Source organism: Streptomyces sp. NPDC039430, assembly GCF_055639435.1.
Genome location: NZ_JBVKAK010000008.1, coordinates 257,900 through 278,910, shown reverse-complemented (window position 1 = coordinate 278,910; position 21,011 = coordinate 257,900). Strand labels below are relative to the sequence as shown.

The window sequence follows — 21,011 nt, the reverse complement described above, 5'->3', positions numbered from 1 at the left end:
TCAGCCCGCCAGCAGGTGCCGGGCCGCGTGCAGCTGCCGCCAGGCCCGGCCGACGCGGTGGACGGCCCGCTGCTCCAGGTAGCGGCGCAGCCGGACCAGGTCCTCCGGGCTGTCCTTGGCCGCCGTACCGGCCAGACAGGTGACCAGGTCGGCGGCGTTGCCCGGTTCTCCGCGCAGGTACCAGCCGCGTACGCCGACCGCGTGGGCGACCGAGACGGCCTCGGCCGTGCTCATCACGGACGTCATCGCGTCGCCTCCGCCACCGCCGTCCCCGCGGTCCGGGCGGAGGTCCCGGAACGTGGTGACGAGGACGTCCATGACCTCGGGGTCGGGCGCCAGGGTCACGCCGGAGCGGCGCAGCAGGGCAGCGGCCTCGGCCTCGACCAGCGCGCTCTCGGTGTCATGGTCGGCGATGGGCAGCACGGTTTCGAAGGCGAAGCGGCGTTTGAGGGCGGCGCTCATCTCGTTGACGCCGCGGTCGCGGGTGTTGGCGGTGGCGATGACGTTGAACCCGTGACGGGCGAAGGCCATGCCTCCGGGGCCGGGCAGCTCGGGGATGGTCACGACCCGTTCGGACAGCAACGACAGCAGGGTGTCCTGTACCTCCAGCGGGCAGCGGGTGATCTCCTCGAAGCGCACCAGCGCGCCGTCCCGCATGCCGCGCAGCACCGGCGCCGGGACCAGCGAGCGGTCGGACGGCCCGTCGGAGACGAGGAGGGCGTAGTTCCAGGAGTACTTGATGTGTTCCTCGGTGGTGGCCGCGCCGCCCTGGACGACGAGGGTGGAGTCACCGCTGACGGCGGCGGCGATCAGCTCGGACAGCAGCGACTTGGCGGTGCCGGGCTCCCCGACGAGCATCAGGCCGCGGTTGGTGGCCAGCGCGACCAGGGCCCGTTCGACGAGCGCGATGTCGCCGACGAACTTGCGGCTGACGCCCGCCTCGGCGTCACCGCAGATGAACCGGCGGGCGGCGCGCAGGCTGAGCGCCCAGCCGGGCGGCCGGGGAGCGTCGTCGGCGGCCCGCAGGGCGGCGAGTTCGCCGGCGTACCGGACCTCCGCGGGCGGACGCTGGAGATTCTCCGGATCCGCCCGCGCGGTGCCCGGGGAGAGCGGGGACGTACCGCCACCGGGGGCGGACGCCCGCTCGCCCGGGGGTACGTGAGAGCGCGGCCCGCCGCTGCCGTAGCCGCCCTCGTCGTCGTGCTCCCAACGCCGCACCGCTCCTCCGCTCCGTCGTGATCGATGTTGCCGAGGACCATAACCACGACGACTGACAACGGACCGGGACACCCGGACACGGGAAACGAGGTGCGATAACCACCCAATGGTTCATCTATGTCACGGTACTTGGACCCGATGGAGGCCGTGGTGTGCCCCGAGCCCCTCCTCACACGCCCCCCTATTGCTCACTCCCGCTGAGCGATTGGTGTCGCCACCGGGGGATTCGTCGCGGGTACGACCGGGTGGCAGCGCGCGCGTACCGCGGCGTGTGCGCGTCCGCCACCCGGCCGGGCCACTCAGCCGGCGGGCAGGACCGACACGTTGTCGACGTTGAGCCATGTGTCCTTGGCGCTGTCCGCCCAGATGCCGAGGTTCGCCTTGCCCGATGTCACGGTGAAGTTCACCGTCTTCGTCGTCCAGGCCCCCTGTTTTGTCGTGAGGTCGGTGCGCACCGCGGCCGAACCGTGGTCCTTCACCTCGAAGTAGGCGTTGTTCTGACCCCCGCTGGTCCGGTAGTCGAAGGACAGCTTGTAGGAGCCGTTGGGGAGAGCGACCTGCTGGTCGGCCCACGCGGAGTAGGCCGCGTCGTCCCACAGGGTGAGCTGCCGGCGGCCGTCGCCCACCGTCGACTCGTCCACGCGAGCCGCGCCCGTGACCCCCCACTGGGGGATCCTGGAGCCGGTGACGTCCTGGTCGAAGCGGCCGTTGGCGACCGGGTTGCCGGTGACCGTACCCGCGGCCGCGTCGACGTCGACGTCGGTGTAGCCGTGCAGCCGGGGGACTCCGCCCTCGAACGTCAGTGGGTACCAGGCGTTGTGGCCGATGCCGCCCGGTGCCGGGGCGCCGGTGCCGTGGTACTGCGAGTACCGGTCGCCGTTGTAGAGGTAGGAGGTCCCCTGCGTGCCGACCACCGGGATGATCTGCTCGAACTGCGTGCCGTACGAGTTGTCCGACGCGGGGCGGGTGGCGACGGACTTCCAGGAGTCCTGGCCCCAGGAGCTCATGTCCTTGCCCGTGCGGTACGAGGTCGGTGTGGCGTTCCACCAGTCCATGCCGGAGGCGAACATGTAGTACGTCGCGCCGGCCTTCACGATGCCCGGGGCTTCCTTGTGGCCGGTGTTTCTCTCGGACCAGACGGCGGGCTTCACCTTGGTCCAGTTCGTGTCGAGCGGTGCCACGTTGAGCGTGGAGTTGATGTCGCCGCCCTGGTCTCCCACGTAGACGAGATAGGCGTCGGAGCCGTCGACGAAGACCGAATGGTCGCCCATCGTGGTGCCGTTGACCGGGGTGGCGCCGTCGTCCGTCGGCTTGTAGGCGCCGTCGACCGTGGGGCTCGTGGCGAAGAGCACATGGTTGCGCTTCGTCGCGGGGTCGGTGACCTCGACCACGAGGACGAACGTCCCGGTGGCCGGGTTGCGTATGAGCTGAGGACGTCCGAGCCACAGGTTGCCGGTGGCGGCCAGGGGGCCCTCGGTGCCCGACTGGCTCAGGACGGGGCCCCTGAACGTCCAGTTCTCCAGGTCGGTGGAGCTGTACAGGTTGACCTGCTTGGGCCGGCCGCTCACCAGCTTCGTGCCGACCCAGTAGTAGGTCGCGCCGACCTTGAGTACGTTGCCGCCCTGGGCGAGGATGGGGTTCCCGTCGGTGTCGGTCCAGACGGTGTCGTTGGCGATGACGGACGAGGGTCCCGCGGCGTGTGCGGGCAGTGTGACGGTGCCACCCAGAGCCAGGGCGACGGCGGCGGTCAGTGTCGTGGTGAGGTGCGTGGCACGTGCTCTGACGTTCATGAGGCTTCTCCGTCGGTAGCGGGTTGTGAAAAAAATTATCACGCAAGCTATCCAGATGGCCCTGGCGTGAAATAAATTTGAGTGGCCGGTTGGTCGTCACCTCCCCGGGGCGCCCATCGCGTCAGCACATCCCAGCGGCTCTGGAGTACACATGAAGAAAAGGCCGGCCTCATCGCCGCTCAGGGCGCCGGTCGTCCGGCGGCCCCTGAGGCGGCGGTTGACCGGATGGGCCTTCGTCCTGCCCTTCGCGGTGCCGTTCCTCCTCGCTGTCGTCGCCCCGATCGTGTACACCGCGGGCCTCAGCGTCTTCCAGGAACGGCTCGTCGGCGGGGTCACGTTCGCCGGCCTCGACAACTACCGGGACCAGCTGAGCGACCCGCGGTTCTGGGACGCCGTCGCGAGGGTCGGGCTCTTCCTCCTCATCCAGGTCCCGCTCATGATGGCGCTGGCGCTCGGCGCGGCCCTCGCCCTGGACAGCGCGCGGCTCTACGCTCCTTCCGTCTTCAGACTCGGCGTCTTCCTTCCCTACGCCGTGCCGGGCGTCGTGGCGTCCCTGCTCTGGGGCTACATCTACGGAGCGCAGTTCGGCCTGGTCGGTGACCTCAAGGAGATGTTCGGCATCGCCCTCCCCGACCCGCTGTCGAGCACACTCATCCTGCCGTCGATCGGCAACATCGGCCTGTGGCTCTACATCGGCTACAACATGCTCGTCTTCTACGCGGCGCTGCAGGCCATCCCCGCGGAGCTGTTCGAAGCCGCCAGGCTCGACGGCGCCGGCACCTGGCACATCATCGTCGGCATCAAACTGCCGGCCATCCGCCCGACCCTGGTCGTCGCCACGGTCTTCTCGGTGATCGGCGGATTCCAGCTCTTCAACGAACCCAACATCCTGCGATCCATGGTGCCCAACGTGATCAGCACCGACTTCACACCCAACATGTACGCCTACACGCTGTCGTTCGCCGGACAGCAGTACAACAGTGCCGCCACCGTCGCCATGATCATGGGCGTCGTCACCGCGATCGTCGCCTTCGTGGTGCAGCGCCGCGGTATGGGGAGGGCTGCCTGATGCTCACCCGTGAACAGCCGGCCGCTGTGGACCGGCCGACCTCCCGGAGGCGTCGAACCGCGGCGGAACGCGGCCGGGCGCACGAGGCCGGGACCCGCGCCAGGCCGCGACGGCAGCGCTCGGTCGTCCTGACCGTCCTGATGACGCTGCCGCTGCTCTACAGCCTGATGCCCCTGGTCTGGCTGGTCATCAACGCGACCAAGTCGCGGGATCAGCTGTTCTCCAGCTTCGGGCTGTGGTTCGGCGACGACTTCTCCCTCTGGGACAACATCGCCGCCGTTCTCACCTACGACGACGGCATCTACGGACGCTGGTTCGCGAACACACTGCTCTATGTCGTCGTCGGTGCGGCCGGTTCGACCCTCCTGGCGGCGCTCGCCGGATACGGGCTGGCCAAATTCGACTTCCCCGGGCGCCGGGCCGTCCTCGCCGTCGTGCTGGGAGCCGTCGCCGTGCCCGGGACCGCGCTCGCCGTGCCGACCTTCCTGCTCTTCGGGGAGCTGGGCCTGACGAACACTCCCTGGGGAGTCCTGGTTCCGCTGCTCGTCACCCCCTTCGGCCTCTTCCTCCTGTTCAGCTACGCGAACGAGGCCGTACCGAACGAGATCCTCGACGCCGCGCGGGTCGACGGCGCGGGTGAGTTCCGTACGTTCTTCACCGTCGTGCTGCGGCTGCTGTCACCGGCGCTCGTCTCCGTCTTCCTCCTGGAAGTGGTGGGCGCCTGGAACAACTACTTCCTGCCGCTCATCATGCTCAACGACCCCTCCTGGTTCCCCCTGACCGTGGGCCTGAACCAGTGGAACAGCCAGGGCGCCACCGCCGACGGCGAGGTCGTCACCCACCTCGTCCTCACCGGCTCGCTCCTGACGATCATCCCTCTCGTCATCGTCTTCCTCTGCCTCCAGCGCTTCTGGCGCGCGGGGCTGGCGGCGGGCAGCACCAAGGGCTGACGTCCGCCCGTCCACCGCGTGGGACCCACCGTCCCGCGCCGCTCACGGAACCAACGAAAAGGAAACACAGTGAAAAGATGGTCGCGTCAGCGCAGAACGACCGCACTGCTGCTCGGTACCGTGCTCACGGCGGTGAGCCTGTCCGCCTGCGGGGGCGGTCCGGGCGACGGCTCCGGGTCCGGGGCGGTCGGTGAGGCGGAGATCCGGAAGGCACTCGACAAGCCGTCGGAACTGACCGTGTGGAGCTGGTCGGCGAGCCTGCCGGAGGTCGCCAAGGCGTTCGAGAAGGAGCACCCCAAGGTCAAGATCAGTGTCAAGAACGTCGGTACCGGTCCCGCGCACTACACGAAGCTCCAGAACGCGATCAAGGCGGGCAAGGGCGGACCCGACCTCGCCACCGTGGAGTACAGCGCCATCCCGCAGTTCGCCCTGTCCAAGGCGCTCGTCGACCTCAACCGGTTCGGCTTCGACTCCCTGAAGGAGAAGTTCACCCCCGCGACATGGGAGGCCGTCAACGTCGACGGAGGTCTCTACGAGCTGCCACTGAACTCCGGCCCGATGGCGCTGTTCTACAACAAGAAGACGTTCGACAGGTACGGCATCGAGGTCCCGGCCACCTGGGACGAGTACCTCGACGCGGCCCGCGCGCTCCGGAAGGCCGACCCCGACACGTACATCGCCGCGGACAACGGCAACCCCGGGCTCACCGAGAGCCTCATCGCCGCCGCCGGTGGCCGCCCCTTCGGCGCGGACGGCGACAAGCTCACCGTCAACCTCCAGGACGCCGGATCCAGGAAGTACGCCGAGAGCTACCAGAAGCTCCTGGACGAGAAGCTCCTGTCACCCGTCGCGGGCTGGAGCAACGAGTGGTACCAGGGCCTGGCCAAGGGCAATATCGCCACCCTGCTGTCCGGGGCCTGGATGGCCGGCACCCTGAAGTCCGGCGTTCCCGACGCGGCCGGTGACTGGCGGGTCGCCCCGCTGCCCACCTACGGCGGAGAGTACGCCACCTCCGTCAACGGCGGCGGCAGTCTGGCGATGATGAAGCAGTCCGACAACCAGCTCGTCGCCGCCGCGTTCCAGCGCTTCCTCAGCGCGGAGAAGGGAGCGGACCTCACCCAGGCGACCGGCTCCTTCCCGGCCCGCGCCGAGGTGCTCGCGTCGGAGTCGTTCCTCGGGGAGAAGGACCCGTACTTCGGGGGCCAGGAAGTCAACCGTGTCTTCGCGGATTCACTGGCCGCGGTACGGGAGGGCTGGCAGTTCCTGCCGTACGACGTCTACGCCCTCAACATCTTCAACGACAAGGTCGGCAAGGCGTACACCGGCTCCACGACACTCCAGGAGGGGCTGAACCTCTGGCAGGACGATCTGATCACGTATGGAAAGGAGCAGGGATTCACCGTCAACTAGCCCTGGAACACGGGTGGTTGGGCGCCGTCCGCGCGGCGGCCCCGCCCCTGACCGTCAGTGACCGAGTGATGCGGAACCGCGACCGCGGGGAGGGTAGAGTGTCATGAAGTGTGAGACCGGCCGGGGCGATCCCTCTGGCAGATCAACCGAAGCAGCCATCCTGTCCGGCGCGCATCGAGACCGCCGCGGCCGGCCCACAGCGAGGGAGCAGTCCGTGAGCCGCGACCCGGAGTCGACCCGGCGCCCCTCCAGGTCCCGGTCGCCCGAGGACGGCGCACCGGTGTCCCCCGCGAAAGGGGAGGACGCTCACAGCCGTGGGGGCCGCGCCGAAGCGAACGACAACCGGCGGGTCGGCGATGTGGGTGAGGCCAGCCCACTGGAACTGCTCCGATCCGCCCTGTCCGACCTCACCGGCGCCAGACTCCGCGTCGCCGAGGTCATCCTGAGGATTCCCGCCGTCGTGGGCCGCAGCTCCATCACCTGGCTCGCCGAGGAGGCCCGCACCTCACCGGCGACCATCACACGGCTGTCGACGGCCCTGGGCTTCGAGGGCTTCCCCGAACTGCGCGCGGCGCTCGCCCGGGAACACGGCCGGGGCGTCCAGGCCGGCTGGGAGAAGGACATCGGCTCCGCCATCACCCCGGACGACCCCGCCGACAAGGTCCTCAGCACCCTGGCGGCCAATCAGTTCAGCGCGGCGCGCAACGCCATGGCCTCGGTGGACCTGGACGCCATGGCCCGGGTGGCGGACCACATCGTGTCCGCCCGGCGCGTGCAGCTGTTCGGCGAGTGGGGGGACGCTCCTCCCGCGTACGAGCTCTACCTGCGGCTGTTCCGCATCGGCATCCCCGTCTGGTACGACGAGGGGGCCTACTTCGCGCAGGTGGGAGCGAGCCTGCTGACGCCCGGTGACGTGGCCCTGGTCATCTCCCGCTCGGGCGAGAGCCCCATCGCCACGAAGTTCGTCGAGATCGCCCGCGAGCACGGTGCGATGACCGTCCTCATCACCGGCGACCCGCAGTCCTCCCTGGCCACCGAGGCCGACGTCCCCCTGCACACCGGCACCGGGGTGGACGGCTCCTGGACGGATTACTTCGCCGGGCGTTCGAGCGACGCCCTCGTCGGGGCGCTGCTGTGGGCGCTCGTCGCACAGCGGGTACCGGACCGTATCTACGACCGGATGAACCAGAGCGGCCCACCGCAGGCGCGCACCCGCAGCCAGGCCATCTTCGACAACCCCACGCACTGACCCCGTCCGCCGCACGACGCGGCGGCAGGACACCACACCGCGGCCGGGGCGTCTCCCCGGGGAGCGCGCCCGCACACGCCGGCCCGGCGCCGTGGGCGCCACGCCGCCGTACGCCGCCTCCCCCTCCGCAGGCCGGGACCGGGCCCTCGCCCGCCCGTCGCCGCGCCCCCGACAGAGACCGAGACACACCCATGCCCGAACTGACCATCACCGACGACGGCTTCCGGATCGGCGGCGAGCCGTTCCGCGTCATCTCCGGGAGCCTGCACTACTTCAGGATCCATCCCGGCCACTGGGCCGACCGACTGCGCAAGGCCCGCCTCATGGGACTCAACACGGTCGACGTGTACGTCCCCTGGAACCTTCACCAGCCCCGCGCGGGCGGCCCACTCGTCCTGGACGGCGGGCTCGACCTGCCCCGCTTCCTCGACCTCGCCGCCGCCGAGGACCTGTACGTACTGCTCCGCCCCGGTCCGTACATCTGCGCCGAATGGGAGGCGGGGGGCCTGCCGGCCTGGCTGCTCGGCGACCCGGACATACGGCTCCGGACGTCGGACCCCCGCTACCAGGAGCCGGTCGAACGGTACTTCGACCTGCTGCTGCCTCGCATCCGCCCCCATCTCGCGAGCGCGGGCGGACCCGTCATCGCCGTCCAGGTCGAGAACGAGTACGGTGCCTCCGGCCTCGGCGACAGCGCCCACCTCGGCCACCTCGTCACCCGGCTCCGTGAAGGAGGCGTCGACGTACCGCTGTTCACCTCCGACCAGGCGGGCGACCTCGCCGACGGCGGCATCCCCGGCATCCTGCGGACCGTCAACTTCCGCCGCGGCGCGGCCGGGCATCTGCGCACCCTCCGCGAACACCAGCCGCGAGGCCCGCTGATGTGCGCCGAGTTCTGGGCGGGCTGGTTCGACCGGTGGGGGAGCGAACACAACGCGCGGCCCGCGTCCGAAGCCCGCGACACGCTGGACGAGATCCTCGCGGCGGGAGCGTCCGTCAACATCTACATGTTCCACGGCGGCACCAACTTCGGCTTCACCAACGGCGCCAACGACAAGGGCCATTACCGGCCCACGGTCACCTCCTACGACTACGACGCCCCGCTCGACGAGGCCGGTGACCCCACCGACAAGTACCGGGCGTTCCGCGAGACGATCGCCACGTACGCCCCCGTGCCCGGCGAACCGGTCCCGTCTCCCGGCGCCCGACTGCGCCTGCGGGACATCCGGCTCACGGAGAGCGCGTCCCTGCTCGCACAGGCCGGCCGTCTCGGCGTCGCCCGGCGGGCGGACCGTCCGCTCACCATGGAAGAACTCGGGCAGGCATTCGGATACGTCCTGTACGACGCCGAACTGCCCGCGGCCGGCGACGGCGTGCTGTACGTCCCGCGGACGCGCGACCGTGCGCAGGTCTTCGTCGACGGACAGCCGGTGGGCACCCTTGAGCGCGAGAACCGCGAGCGGGCCCTCAGTCTCAGATCACCGGCCGCGGGCGCGAGGCTCACCATCCTCGTCGAGAACCAGGGACGGGTGAACTACGGCGCGGGGCTGCGGGACTGGAAGGGCATCGCGGGTCCCGTCACCTTCGACGGCCGCGAACTGTCCGACTGGACCTGCACACCGCTGTCCCCGGAAAACCTGGAAGCGCTGGAAACCCTGTCGTTCTCGACGGCCGGGGCCGAGGCCGGCCCGGCCTTCTTCCGGGGGAGGTTCGAGGTACCGGCTCCGGCGGACACCTTTCTGCACCTGCCGGGCTGGACCAAGGGCCATGCCTGGATCAACGGGTTCGCGCTGGGCCGGTACTGGTCCCGGGGGCCGCAGCAGTCCCTGTACGTGCCCGGCCCGGTGCTGCGGCCGGGAGACAACGAGATCGTGGTCCTGGAACAGCACGGCCGCCGCGACGGGGTGGTGCAGCTGGAGGAGACCCCGGACCTGGGTCCGACCGAATAGAAGGCCCCGGTCTCACTCCGATCGCGCACACCATGGATGCAAATATTTTTCTCACGAACGAGATTCGATCATGAAAGATGATAATATCTTTCGGGTGGGTGGCTCGGAGGCCCGGAGACACGAACGCACAAGAAGGTGGGCTGGCATGCAGCGGCTATCGGTCGAGACCGACGTCACCGTCGTCGGAGGAGGCCTCGCGGGCGTCGCGGCGGCCATCGGTGCGGCCCGCACCGGTGCCCGGGTCGCCCTGATCAACAACCGGCCGGTGCTCGGCGGCAACGCGAGCAGCGAGATCCGCGTCTGGGTCTGCGGAGCGACCGCGCACGGCGCGCAGAAATACGCGCGGGAGACCGGCGTCATGGGCGAGCTGTTCCGCGAGAACCAGTACCGCAACCCGGAGGGCAACCCGTACCTCTGGGACCAGGTCGTCCTCGACGCCGTGCGCGCCGAGCCGGGGATCCGGCTCTGCCTGAACACCGACGTACGAGAGGTGGAGGCCGACGGCGCCGACGACGACCGGACGGTCCGGGCCGTGACGGGGTGGCAGATGGGGTCGGAGCGGATCATCCGCTTCACCTCCCCGGTGTTCATCGACGCCACCGGAGACGGACTGGTCGGGGCTCAGGCCGGCGCCTGGTACCGCTCCGGCCGTGAAGCCGCCCACGAGTTCGGCGAGGAATGGGCGCCCGACCAGGCGGACTCCGACATGCTCGGCAGCACGATGTTCTTCTACACGAAGGACACGGGGCGGCCCGTCCGCTTCGTACCGCCCTCGATCGCGAAGGACGTCGCGGCCACCTCCATCGTCCGCAACCGGCCCATCAGCACCACGGCCAACGGCTGTGACTACTGGTGGATCGAGTACGGGGGGCAACGCGACGCCGTCGCCGACAACGAGGCGATCCGCGACGAACTGTGGGCCGTGGTCTACGGCATCTGGGACCACATCAAGAACTCGGGGAAGTACGACGCGGACACCCTCACCCTGGAGTGGGTGGGCTCGGTGCCCGGCAAGAGGGAGTACCGGCGCTTCGTCGGCGACCACGTCCTCACCCAGCGGGACATCATCGAGCAGACGCGGTTCCCGGACGCCGTCGGCTTCGGCGGCTGGTCCATAGACCTGCACCCCGCCGGCGGCATGTACGCCGAAGGGGACGGATCCAAGCACCTGTTCTCCGCCGGTCTCTACCACATCCCCTTCCGTAGCCTGTACTCCCGGAACGTGAGGAACCTCCTGCTGGCCGGCCGCGACATCTCCGCCAGCCATGTGGCGTTCGGCACCACACGTGTCATGGCGACGTGCGCGGTCACCGGCGAAGCGGCGGGCGTGGCGGCAGGGCTCTGCGTCCGCGACCGGATGACCCCCCGTCAGCTGGCGAACGACCACATCGACCGGCTCCAGCAGGAACTCCTGCGGCACGACGCCTCGCTGCTCGGCGTCGAGTGGCACCACCCGGCCGACCTCGCCGCCTCCGCGCACGCCACCGCGTCGAGCGAACTGCGCACCCTGCGGGCGGAGCCCCGGCCCGGTGAGCGCACGAGCCTGCAGTCCCTCGACGGTCACGACGTCGGGCTCGTCCTCCCCGTCGAGCCCGCCATCGAGTCGGTGGATCTCCTGCTCGACGCGTCGGAGGCGACGCCTCTGGAGCTCGAACTGTGGTCGACCGGTGGCGGTGAGAACCACATACCGGTGGAACGGCTCGACCAGGCGTCCGTCCCACTGGTCCCCGGCGAACAGTGGGTCCGTGCCCCGTTCTCCCACCGGGCTCCCCACGGCCGGAACGTGGTCCTGCTCCTGCGCCGCACCCCCTCGGCCGCGCTCGTGGTCCTCGACAGACCGGGCCCCTACGGCGTTCTGGGACTGGTGAGCCGTACGCCACGGACCCCCAGCGACCGGCCGCAGTCCAACGCGTGGTCCGCCGGGGAACTGCGCCGCCGCTGCCCGGTGATGGTGGTGCGCGGCGACAGCGGCGCCTACAGCGCCGGCCAGGTGACAGGCCCGCTGCAACGCCCCTACGACGGTCCGCGCATGTGGTCGTCGGAATCCCTCCGCGAGGACCCCGAGCCCTGGATCCGGCTCGACTGGACGGAGCCCCGCACCCTCGGATGCGTCGATGTCGTCTTCAACGACGATGTCGACCTGGATCTCATCAACCTCCACCATCACCGCACACCGTTCCCGGTCGTCCCGGAACTCGTACGGGACTACAGCGTCGAGATCCTGACGGACGGTCACTGGCACACCGTCGTGTCGGTACGGGACAACCGGGAGCGGCGCAGGTCGCACCCGCTGGAGACGCCCGTCGCCGCCACGGCCGTGCGGCTGACCGTGGGCGCGACCAACGGATCCGAGTGGGCCACCGTCGTGGCGCTGCGGGTGTTCGGAGCGAAGGAGAACTGACACATGTCCAAGAGCCCCCTCACACCGGAACGCACCCGGCCCGTTCTGCCCGCCCTGGCCTTCGGCGGGGACTACAACCCCGAGCAGTGGCCCGAGCCCGTATGGCAGGAGGACGTACGCCTGATGCGGGAAGCCGGCGTCAACCTGGTCAGCGTCGGCGTCTTCTCCTGGGCCCTACTCGAACCGGAACAGGGCCGGTACGACTTCGGCTGGCTCGACCGCGTGCTCGGCCTCCTCCACGAGCACGGCGTGCGCGCCGACCTCGCCACCCCCACGGTCGTCCCGCCCGCCTGGTTCTACCGCGCCCACCCCGACGCCCTGCCCGTCACCCGCGAGGGTGTCCGCTACGCCTTCGGCTCGCGCGGCGCCATCTGCCACAGCAACCCCGCCTACCGCGAGGCCGCCGCCCGTATCACCACCGAAGTGGCGCGACGGTACGCCGGGCACCCCGCGCTCGCGATGTGGCACGTCCACAACGAATACGGCGCCCCGCTGAGCGCCTGCTACTGCGACCACTGCGCCGTGCGCTTCCGCCGGTGGCTCGCCGCCCGCCACGGAACGGTCGACGGCGTCAACGAGGCCTGGGGCACGGCCTTCTGGGGCCAGCACTACACCTCGTACGAACAGATCGACCCGCCGCGGCTGACACCGGCGGTGTGCAATCCGGCCCAGCGACTGGACTACCGGCGGTTCGCCGACGCCACCATGCGCGAGAACTTCGTGGCGGAGCGGGACATCCTGCACCGTCTGTCGCCCGGTGTGCCGGTCACCACCAACTTCATGACCGCGCTCAGCCAGTGCGACTCCGTCGACTACTGGGCCTGGGGACGCGAGGTCGACCTCGTCACCAACGACCACTACCTGATGACCGACGGCCGCCGCACCCATGTCAACCTCGCGATGGCGGCCGACCTCACCCGCTCGGTCGCCGGCGGCGCCCCCTGGCTGCTCCTGGAGCACTCGACCTCGGGTGTCAACTGGCAGCGGCGCAACCCCGCCAAGTCGCCCGGCGAGATGGCCCGCAACTCCCTCGCCCATGTGGCCCGCGGCTCCGAGGGCGCGATGTTCTTCCAGTGGCGCCAGTCCCGGCGCGGCGCCGAGAAGTTCCACTCCGCGATGGTGCCGCACGGCGGCACCGACACCCGTGTCTGGCGCGAAGTGGTCCGACTGGGCGCCGACATGGGAGCGCTGGCCTGCCTCCAGGGCACACGGACCGTACCGGACGCGGCCATGGTGTGGGACTGGCACTCCTGGTGGGCGCAGCGGCTGGAGGGACAGCCGAGTGTCGACCACGATCCCCGCGAACGCGCCGACAGTCTCTACGAGGCCCTCTACGACCGCCATCTGACCGTTGACTTCGCCCACCCCGAAGCGGACCTGTCGCCCTATCCGCTCGTCGTGGTCCCCGCGCTGTATCTCGCGACGGCACGCGCCGGGGACAACCTGCGCCGGTACGTCGAGAACGGCGGGACGCTCGTCGTCTCCTATTTCTCGGGCATCGTCGACGAGCACGACGCCGTTCACCCGGGCCCCTGCCCGGGAGCGCTGCGCGATGTGCTCGGGCTCACCGTCGAGGAGTGGTCACCGCTGCTCCCCGGTGAGACGGTCCGTGTCACCGGTCCCGGCGGCACACCTGCCGACGCCGACGTGTGGTCCGAGTTCGTGATCCCGGACGGGGCCGAGACGGTGTGGAGCTACGCCGACGGCCCGGCTGCGGGCGGCCCCGCCGTCACCCGTCACCGCTACGGCGCGGGCACCGCGTGGTACGTGTCCACGCGCCTGAGCCCCCCGGGGCTGGCCACGGTACTGCGGTCGGCCTGCGACGACGCCGGTGTCACGGATCGCGGCGCACTGCCCCGTGACGTGGAGGTGGTACGCCGCTCCGGTGACAGCGGCGAGTACCTGTTCGTCATCAATCACTCGGCGCGGGAGGCCCTGATCCCGTTGCCGGACTCCGGCACCGAGCTGTTGAGCGGCGAGCGGGTCGGCGGCCGGCTCACCGTGCCCCCCGGCTCGGTCAGGGTCGTCCGGCCGGGCGGCTGACGGTCGCGTCGCTCATCGCCGGCAGGACTGCATCAGGTCGCGGAGCTGCCGCCTGGGCATCGTAGGTCTCCGCCGCCGCCACCTGATGGCGCCGGCGGACGGGCGGCTCCAGCAACGCGGCGGCCCGCAGATGCATACGGTTGCGCTCCGGCCGGGCGATGGCCGCGTACAACGCGTCCCGCTGCCCGGCGTGCACGAGCCGGAGCGTCGGTACCCCGCCCGGCGCCCACACCACCGCGTGCTGTTCCACCAGGGCCTCGGCGTCGGCTCCCACGCGGTCCGAGCCGAGCAGCTGGCCGAGCAGCGGGACGCTGGCCGGAGCGTCGAGTACGGCGAGCATGTTGAGGATCGCCCGGCCCGACGGAGAGAAGGAACGGGACCACGCGCCGACCGCTTCGCTCAGCGACGAGGGCACTCGGATCGTGGCCGGGTCCTCGGGCAGATTCCCGCCGAAGGCTCCGAGAGCGGCCTCCAGGAACAGCGGATTGCCGTGGCTCCACACGGCGAGGCTGCGCAGTCTCGCCCCCGAATGCGGCCGTGCGGTCCGGTCCTCGACGAACTCCCGCGTCTCGGACGGGGTGAATCCCGTGAGTTCGACGTGGTCCGATTCCGCCATCAGGTCCGCCATGCCCATGTCCCGCACGGTCCTGGCGGCGTGCTGGGTGCAGATGACGGTCAGCACGCGCTCCGCGCCCTGGCGCAGCAGGGCGAAACCGATCGCCTGCAAGGACTCGGGATCGATCCCCTGGGCGTCGTCCAGCACGAAGAGCACCGGGCCGGCCTCCTGCGACGAGCCGAGCAGATCGATGACCGCTCCGCCCATGCCGAGAACCGAGGGCTGGGTACGGGACGGGTCGTACCGACGCCGTGCCGAGGACTTCTCGCCGCCGTCGGCGAGGAGTCCGGTGACCGTGTGGAAGGGGAGATCCGTCTTCGGCGGAGCGTCCGAAACCCTGAGGACCATGAGCTCCTCGCCGGCCGCTTCCGCGAAGTGGTCGACGAGCGCCGTCTTGCCCGCACCCGCCATCCCCGAGACGATGACGATCCGGGGAATTTCCCGGACGGCGTCCCGGGCCGCCTTCCGCAGGATCCTCAGTTCATCGGTGCGCCCGATGAACCGATGACCGGGAGACTCTTTCATGCGCACCTCTCGACGCCGTCGCGGCTCACACGGCTCGGCAGTGTGCGTTCCAGTCTAGTGATTCCGGTGTGTCACCCGCGAAGGCGGAGCCGGTGCCCTGGGCGCGTAACCGCTGTCCTAGGCCATGACGCCGTCCACCTCCAGCGTCTGCAGACACTTCCCGGAGATCGGAATGGTCACCGACGTGCCGGTCAGGGTCGCCGTACGGGCGGTGTAGGCGTCACCGGCACCCGTGTTCCACCGGGGCACGAGGCCGTCCGCGCCCCCCGTCACCGTCGTGAAGCGGGAGAGGTCGAAGGTGAGGTTCTGGCGCGCGTCGGAGTTGTTGGCGACGACGATGACCAGCTTGTGCGCCTTCTCGTCCAGGGCCGCTGCCGCGTAGTTCACGCCGGTGTGGAGGATCCGCATACCCGGGCGGATGTGCCGGCTGAACTGCGCCATCAGGTAGTACTTGTTCTTGACGGCGCCCGGTGTCCTCGTGTCCGGGTCGTAGGCGATCATCCCCCAGTTCGGGTTCGGGTCCATCACCTGCCAGTACAGCCAGGCGGTCGGGTGGAGCGCGTGGAGATCGCTCAGCAGGGACAGGGCCATCGAGAAGCCCTGGCCGTCGCCGTTGCCCGTCTCGGAGTTCTACAGGCTCTTGCCCGACGTGGTGACGACGTCCTGGTGGAGCAGGTCCCGGGGGCCGCCTCCCTGCTCGTAACCGTGCACGTTCACGCGGTCCACCAGGGCCTTCGTGGACGGGGCGAAGGCGGCCCAGGTCGCGCGGGCGTGGCTGACGCTCGTCTCGTCCGATGCCGCGATCCGCGTCGCCGTCAGGCCGCGCCGGTCCAGTTCGCTCCTGAGGAGGGGCAGCACCTCCGCCTGCACCGCCCGGTCCATGTGGCAGCCTTCCTGGATCCCCTTGTCCCACCAGTAGCTGGTGCTCGGCTCGTTGAAGGGCTCCACCGACACGAAGTCAACGCCCCAGTTCTGCTTGGCGTACAGCGCCACGGAGGCCAGGTGGGAGGCGTGCTGGCGGTAGTTCCAGGGCTGGAGGTTGTTGCCCCGGTCGGCCGCTCCCGACGGGTTGTGGTTCTTGCACATCCACCACATGGGGGAGTTGGCGAACAGCTCGCTCATCGCCCCGCGCTGTGTCGCCTTGATCAGCATGGCCCGCTGAGTGGGGTCGGCCGACCAGTTCCAGGCCGAGGAGGCGGGGTCCTCGTTCCGCCAGTCCTGCCAGTAGCCCTCGATCTGCTTGAAGTCCGGGATGTTGGGGGAGGCGGCCATCCTGGTGCCGTCCACATCGTTCCAGCCGCACGCGCCGAGGTTGTAGCGGGCGATGTTCAGGCCCAGGCCGGGGCGGGACGCGCCGTCGTAGGTGACCCACTTGGTGGTGAAGAAGAGGTCGGCCAGGTCGTCGCGGTCGCCGAAGAGCTTCGCCCACCAGGCCAGGGACGTTCCCCAGCCCTCCCAGACGCCGTAGTCCGCCGCCGGGTCGACGGGGATCGTCACATCGGCGTGTGCCGTGCCCGTCGCCAAGGCGCTGCCGAGGAGCCCGGCTCCCGTAGCGGCCAGGAGAGTTCGTCGTCGCATCATCAGATGTCTCCGCTCGATCGATTGCGGGCGGTCGAAGGGGCGTCGCTGCCGTCCGTTCCGGCGCGACCTGCCGAACCAACAACACACACACTGCAACGCCGAGGGCCTCGCCGTCGAGGCCCTCGGCGCATATCCGTCGGCGAGAGAGGGGCGGGGAGGCCCTCACAACGCCTCCGGACGTTCAGGACCTACCGGGTGGTGAGGATGAGCCGGCTGGAGCCGTCGGGCAGGCCGGTGATGCCGACCTGGTCACCGGCGAACGTCCCGGCGCCCCTGATGCCGCTCACGCGCTGGAACGGGGTCCAGTCGCCGCTGGAAAAGCGTTCGGCGTGGTAGACGTCGCCGTCGTGTCCGACGGCGGCCACCTGGACGGAGCCGTCGGGCATCCCGGTGAGGGAGACGGTGGAGGCTCCCATCCCACCGCCCGACACTCCGGCCGGAAGACCCCAGCCCGACCAACCACCGTCCGCGCGGTGGATGGTGTGCCAGATGTTGCCGTCGATGCCGATCGCCGCGATCTGGCTGTCGCCGTTGGGCAACGCCGCGATCGACAGGGCCGGTCCCTGGAAGTCCGGGGCGTTGACGCCCGCGACGGTCTTCCAGGCGCTCCAGGCGCCGTCGGCGGCCCGGGTGCCCAGACGCATCCTGCCGTCGCCGCCGAAGACGAGCACCTGGGTGGAGCCGTCGGGCATGTGGGCCGCGGCGACCCTGGTCGCCTTCAGCAGGCCCGCGTCCTGGCCGGGCATGGCGGCCCAGCCCTGCCAGTTGCCGTCGGCGTAGCGGATGTTGTGGTACGCGTACCCGTCCTTGCCCACGGCCACGACCTGGGCGTCGCCGCGGGGCGAGGTCGTGAGGGCGATGTCCTCGGCGGCGAAGCCGACGTTCTTGTTGTCCGCGGCTTGCAGGGCGTTCCAGCCCTGCCAACCGCCGTCGGCGCGGCGGATGTTGTGCCAGATGTTGCCGTCCACCCCGACGCCGAGCACCTGAACGCCACCGTCGGGCATGGCGCTCACGGCCTGCCGGTCGCCGACGTAGCGGAACGCGTTGCCCGCTCCGCTGAGCGCGCTGGGCCCGGTCCACGTACCGTCGGCCTTGCGTGTGGAGTTGTAGAACGTGTGCGAGGTGATGCGCTGCGGGAGGTTCTTGGAGATGATCTCCCGCTGGAGTTCCCCGGCGGCCACCCCGTTGCGGTTCTGGTTCACGTCGTCGGTCATGACGATGTTCATGTTGTCGGTGACGTTGGTGTTGTTCCAGGACGCGCGCAGTTTCGCCAGCAGTCGTCTGTTCAGCTCGTTCTCCATGCTGATCAGGAAGTTGTCGGCCTTCCACTCCGACACGAGCTTGAGCTTGTCCAGGATCTGGATGACCGCGGCGCTGGGTATGGAGTGCGAGGGATCGATGATGCCCTGCTGGACGAAGAGCTTCTTCTCGCTCCCCGGCTCCGGCGTCCTGCCCAGCACCTCGTCGCCGCGCTTGAGCACCGCGTCGTACGTCTTCTCTTCGAGCGCCGGGTCCAGCGCCGCCTTGAGGATGTCGTCCCACTTGGCACTGACACCGACGTAACTGCCGCGGTAGTCCTGCACGTCCGGCTGCTGCCAGGCCCACGGGTACGACGTGCTGTCCGTGTCGTCGACGACGACCACGTGCTTGCCCGCGGCCATGAACTCGTCGTACGTCGACGTGGGCTTCAGTGATTCGTCCGCGATCGCCGGGTTGTCCAGCCTGCCGCCGCCGACCATGCCGCCCAGCTCGGAGATGGCCGCGCGGCTGTCCTCCTTGAGCGTCGCCGCCGGGCCGGTGGTCTTCACCCGGAGGATGACGATCTCCTTCGGGTGCCGGTTGATCCAGTCGGCCAGCTCGCGCGCCTCGCCCGGAATGATCCCCTGGTTCCCGCCGAGCGCGTCGAAGAACTGCCGCCCCAGCGGGCCGCCGTGGTAGCTGTACCACCTGTCGCCCTGCTTGCACAGGCGCAGATCCAGGTAGCGGGAGCCGGCTTCGAGCTGCTCCACGAGCGAGCCGCTCTGCGTGCGCGACATGCTGGAGGCCAGCTCGGGCCACATCCGCGCGGTGTCGACCGTGTCACCGGCGTCGCACATGCCGCTGTTCTTCGTGATGCCCGCGCTGGCGGCGTCATGGCTGCCCGGCATCACGATCTGGTTCAGGGGGCGGTCGCCGATGGCGCTGCCGAGCTGGGACATCCACGAGCCGAGCTGGATGTTCTCCGGCGCCGTCGCGACCCGCGCCGACAGGGCGCCGGAGTCCTGCCCGGCCGCGGCGGTCCCCGCCGTGGCGGTCCCGGCGGTCGCGGTACCGGTCGTCAGCATCCCGAGCACGACCGATAACGCTCCCAGCGCCGTCCCTCGCCGCACCACTCTGCCAACTGAGTCCATGGCTGTTCCCTCTTCTTCCGCGGTGTAGGAGTGGGCCTCGGTCATCTCGCCCACTCCGGTGTGTGAACCGTCGTGGGAGCGCTCCCAAGCCCGCCAGATCATGAAGTGCGTGTGTGGACCACGTCAACTGGTGTGACCGGGGAGTGAAGTTACTCGGTGGTTGCGGGCGACTGGGCACCTGCGCGCCGGTTCCGGCGTCCGCCCCCGCCACACCGCACCCGGGAGACCGGGAGTCACCTGCCGGTACGCGGTCCGAGCGCGGCTCCCGGCCGCGCCGAACTGCTCACCCCGCCTGAGCGTTGTGCGCTCCGCTCTCAGGCTTCCGCCGCGCAGCGGAAGCCGCAGTTGCCGCTGCTGGAGTCCGGGGTGTTGGCGGTGCGGGCCGCGACCCGGTAGCGGTTGCAGTACGAGTCGTGGCACAGATAGGAGCCGCCGCGCATGACCCGGCTCGCGCCCGCGTCCGGGCCGCGCGGATCGGTGCGGGGCGCTGCCGTGTGCGCGGCCGTGAAGCGGTCGGCGACCCACTCCCATACGTTGCCCACCGTGTTGTACAGGCCGTAGGAGTTGGGCCGGTACGCGCCGGCCGGGGCGGTGCCCGGGTAGCCGTCGTCGACGGTGTTGACCACGGGGAACTCGCCCTGCCAGATGTTGCAGCGCCAGCGGCCGCGCGGGGTCAGTTCGTCGCCCCACGGATAGCGGGCCTGGTCGAGGCCGCCCCGTGCCGCGTACTCCCACTCGGCCTCGGTCGGCAGCCGCTTGCCCGCCCACGCCGCGTACGCGCGGGCGTCCTCCCAGGTCACATGCGTGACGGGGTGCTGGGCCCGGTCGCCGATGCCGGAACCGGCGCCCTCGGGAGTCCGCCACGCCGCTCCCTCGACGCCCCGCCACCAGGGGGTGCCGGCCGCGGCCCGGCTCTCACGCACCCGCTCCGGTGTGAGGAACCCCGCGAAGACATAGGACCAGCCGAACCGTTCGGCGGCCGTGACGTATCCGGTGTCCCTCACGAACGCCGCGAACCGTGCGTTGGTGACCGCGGTCTCGTCCATGAGGAACGGCGAGACGGTGACATCGCGCACCGGCCCCTCCCCGTCACCGGGGTTGGCGTACGCGTCCTCGTTGCCCATCCGGAACGTACCGCCGGGCAGTGCCACCATGCCGCTGCCCGACGCGCGCCGTGCGCGCGGCACGGCGGGCGCCATGGGCCGCGGTCCGCCGCCTCCCGAAGGCGCGCAGCACGCGGAACCGGTCCCCGCCCCGTCGTCGGCCGGCGTAAAAAAGTTTTGCACGGTCAATGGACTCCTCCTAGTCGGACATGGAGCATCAGAATCGAACAGCTAGATCCGCAAAAGACCTCGTAATCAAAACTGCTACGGAGACGCTATGCCCAACCGTCGTCAGTTCCTCGCGGGTTCGGCCGCGGCACTGGCCCTCGCGGGCCTGCCCAGCACACCGGTCTCGGCCGCGGCGCCCCGCGCCCCCGGCCGGGCCCCGAACATCGTGCTCGTCCTCGCCGACGACCTCGGCTACGGCGAGCTGGGCTCCTACGGTCAGAAACTCATCGCCACACCGAGACTCGACGAACTGGCCGCGCAGGGGCTGCGCTTCACCCAGGCGTACTCGGCGGCCGCGGTCTGCGCCCCGTCCCGCTGTTCGCTCCTGACGGGCCTGCACACCGGACACGCGACCGTGCGGCAGAACCCGTTCAGCGGCCCGCAGGGCGCGGGGCGAAGCGGCGCCAGAGGAAAAACCGTTTCCTAGGGGCGGGGTGCACCATGCTATCCCACACTGGGTGTTTGGGAGCGGGGGGTTTGGCCACAAAA

The 21,011-nt window shown here is 70.1% G+C and carries 13 protein-coding genes and 1 pseudogene; 8 read left to right on the top strand and 6 right to left on the bottom strand.

The features are described 5' to 3' along the window. The gene (locus ACZ7LS_RS21675) at positions 1 to 1,218 is read right to left on the bottom strand and encodes an ATP-binding protein (RefSeq protein WP_385130407.1); all 1,218 of its coding nucleotides are present in this window, start codon (positions 1,216 to 1,218) and stop codon (positions 1 to 3) included. A gap of 299 nt (positions 1,219 to 1,517) precedes the next feature. Further along, positions 1,518 to 3,008, bottom strand: coding sequence for a family 43 glycosylhydrolase (locus ACZ7LS_RS21670; protein WP_385130403.1), 1,491 nt, complete (start codon positions 3,006 to 3,008; stop codon positions 1,518 to 1,520). 151 nt (positions 3,009 to 3,159) lie between these two features. Here ACZ7LS_RS21670 and ACZ7LS_RS21665 point away from each other — a divergent pair, with 151 nt between their 5' ends. The 7 genes from ACZ7LS_RS21665 (at position 3,160) to ACZ7LS_RS21635 (ending at position 14,079) form a co-directional block, all read left to right on the top strand. Beyond that, positions 3,160 to 4,077 (top strand): carbohydrate ABC transporter permease, encoded by a 918-nt coding sequence (locus ACZ7LS_RS21665; RefSeq protein WP_385130401.1) that lies wholly within the window; start codon positions 3,160 to 3,162, stop codon positions 4,075 to 4,077. Beyond that, positions 4,077 to 5,027, top strand: coding sequence for a carbohydrate ABC transporter permease (locus ACZ7LS_RS21660; RefSeq protein ID WP_382519615.1), 951 nt, complete (start codon positions 4,077 to 4,079; stop codon positions 5,025 to 5,027). The genes ACZ7LS_RS21665 and ACZ7LS_RS21660 overlap by 1 nt, the downstream gene beginning before the upstream one ends. 69 nt (positions 5,028 to 5,096) lie before the next feature. Beyond that, positions 5,097 to 6,437 carry an ABC transporter substrate-binding protein gene (locus ACZ7LS_RS21655; RefSeq protein ID WP_385130398.1) on the top strand — a complete coding sequence of 447 codons (1,341 nt, stop codon included), beginning with the start codon at positions 5,097 to 5,099 and terminating at the stop codon, positions 6,435 to 6,437. A 214-nt stretch (positions 6,438 to 6,651) separates the two neighbouring features. Continuing rightward, the gene (locus ACZ7LS_RS21650) at positions 6,652 to 7,686 is read left to right on the top strand and encodes a MurR/RpiR family transcriptional regulator (protein WP_385130396.1); all 1,035 of its coding nucleotides are present in this window, start codon (positions 6,652 to 6,654) and stop codon (positions 7,684 to 7,686) included. A 191-nt stretch (positions 7,687 to 7,877) separates the two neighbouring features. Then, positions 7,878 to 9,635, top strand: a complete 1,758-nt coding sequence (locus ACZ7LS_RS21645; RefSeq protein ID WP_385130393.1) for a glycoside hydrolase family 35 protein — start codon at positions 7,878 to 7,880, stop codon at positions 9,633 to 9,635. Positions 9,636 to 9,780: 145 nt separating this feature from the next. After that, on the top strand, positions 9,781 to 12,036 hold the full coding sequence (locus tag ACZ7LS_RS21640; RefSeq protein ID WP_385130390.1) for an FAD-dependent oxidoreductase: 2,256 nt from the start codon (positions 9,781 to 9,783) through the stop codon (positions 12,034 to 12,036). Positions 12,037 to 12,039: 3 nt separating this feature from the next. Then, positions 12,040 to 14,079: a beta-galactosidase gene (locus ACZ7LS_RS21635; RefSeq protein ID WP_385130387.1), complete on the top strand. Its 2,040-nt coding sequence runs from the start codon at positions 12,040 to 12,042 to the stop codon at positions 14,077 to 14,079. Here the strand turns inward: ACZ7LS_RS21635 and ACZ7LS_RS21630 are convergent. The 4 genes and pseudogenes from ACZ7LS_RS21630 to ACZ7LS_RS21615 all read right to left on the bottom strand — a co-directional run bounded on the left by ACZ7LS_RS21630 (position 14,054) and on the right by ACZ7LS_RS21615 (position 20,390). Continuing rightward, positions 14,054 to 15,220, bottom strand: coding sequence for an AAA family ATPase (locus ACZ7LS_RS21630; protein ID WP_385130385.1), 1,167 nt, complete (start codon positions 15,218 to 15,220; stop codon positions 14,054 to 14,056). The two genes, ACZ7LS_RS21635 and ACZ7LS_RS21630, sit on opposite strands and share 26 nt — an antisense overlap. Before the next feature lie 117 nt (positions 15,221 to 15,337). After that, positions 15,338 to 16,801 (bottom strand): annotated as a pseudogene (locus tag ACZ7LS_RS21625) (glycoside hydrolase). Positions 16,802 to 16,989: 188 nt separating this feature from the next. Continuing rightward, positions 16,990 to 19,191 carry a hypothetical protein gene (locus ACZ7LS_RS21620; RefSeq protein ID WP_385130382.1) on the bottom strand — a complete coding sequence of 734 codons (2,202 nt, stop codon included), beginning with the start codon at positions 19,189 to 19,191 and terminating at the stop codon, positions 16,990 to 16,992. Positions 19,192 to 19,505: 314 nt separating this feature from the next. Further along, positions 19,506 to 20,390, bottom strand: coding sequence for a formylglycine-generating enzyme family protein (locus ACZ7LS_RS21615; RefSeq protein WP_385130379.1), 885 nt, complete (start codon positions 20,388 to 20,390; stop codon positions 19,506 to 19,508). 181 nt (positions 20,391 to 20,571) lie between these two features. Between ACZ7LS_RS21615 and ACZ7LS_RS21610 the strand changes: the two genes are divergently transcribed. After that, positions 20,572 to 20,949, top strand: a complete 378-nt coding sequence (locus tag ACZ7LS_RS21610) for a sulfatase-like hydrolase/transferase (protein WP_471065181.1) — start codon at positions 20,572 to 20,574, stop codon at positions 20,947 to 20,949. Positions 20,950 to 21,011 lie beyond the last annotated feature (62 nt).

What these genes read in the sequence shown, in the direction of transcription:
- ACZ7LS_RS21670 (WP_385130403.1), bottom strand. Translation starts at nt 3,008, where the DNA reads ATGAACGTCAGAGCACGTGCCACGCACCTCACCACGACACTGACCGCC.
- ACZ7LS_RS21665 (WP_385130401.1), top strand. Translation starts at nt 3,160, where the DNA reads ATGAAGAAAAGGCCGGCCTCATCGCCGCTCAGGGCGCCGGTCGTCCGG.
- ACZ7LS_RS21660 (WP_382519615.1), top strand. Translation starts at nt 4,077, where the DNA reads ATGCTCACCCGTGAACAGCCGGCCGCTGTGGACCGGCCGACCTCCCGG.
- ACZ7LS_RS21645 (WP_385130393.1), top strand. Translation starts at nt 7,878, where the DNA reads ATGCCCGAACTGACCATCACCGACGACGGCTTCCGGATCGGCGGCGAG.
- ACZ7LS_RS21640 (WP_385130390.1), top strand. Translation starts at nt 9,781, where the DNA reads ATGCAGCGGCTATCGGTCGAGACCGACGTCACCGTCGTCGGAGGAGGC.
- ACZ7LS_RS21635 (WP_385130387.1), top strand. Translation starts at nt 12,040, where the DNA reads ATGTCCAAGAGCCCCCTCACACCGGAACGCACCCGGCCCGTTCTGCCC.
- ACZ7LS_RS21630 (WP_385130385.1), bottom strand. Translation starts at nt 15,220, where the DNA reads ATGAAAGAGTCTCCCGGTCATCGGTTCATCGGGCGCACCGATGAACTG.
- ACZ7LS_RS21620 (WP_385130382.1), bottom strand. Translation starts at nt 19,191, where the DNA reads ATGGACTCAGTTGGCAGAGTGGTGCGGCGAGGGACGGCGCTGGGAGCG.
- ACZ7LS_RS21615 (WP_385130379.1), bottom strand. Translation starts at nt 20,390, where the DNA reads ATGGCGCCCGCCGTGCCGCGCGCACGGCGCGCGTCGGGCAGCGGCATG.
- ACZ7LS_RS21610 (WP_471065181.1), top strand. Translation starts at nt 20,572, where the DNA reads ATGCCCAACCGTCGTCAGTTCCTCGCGGGTTCGGCCGCGGCACTGGCC.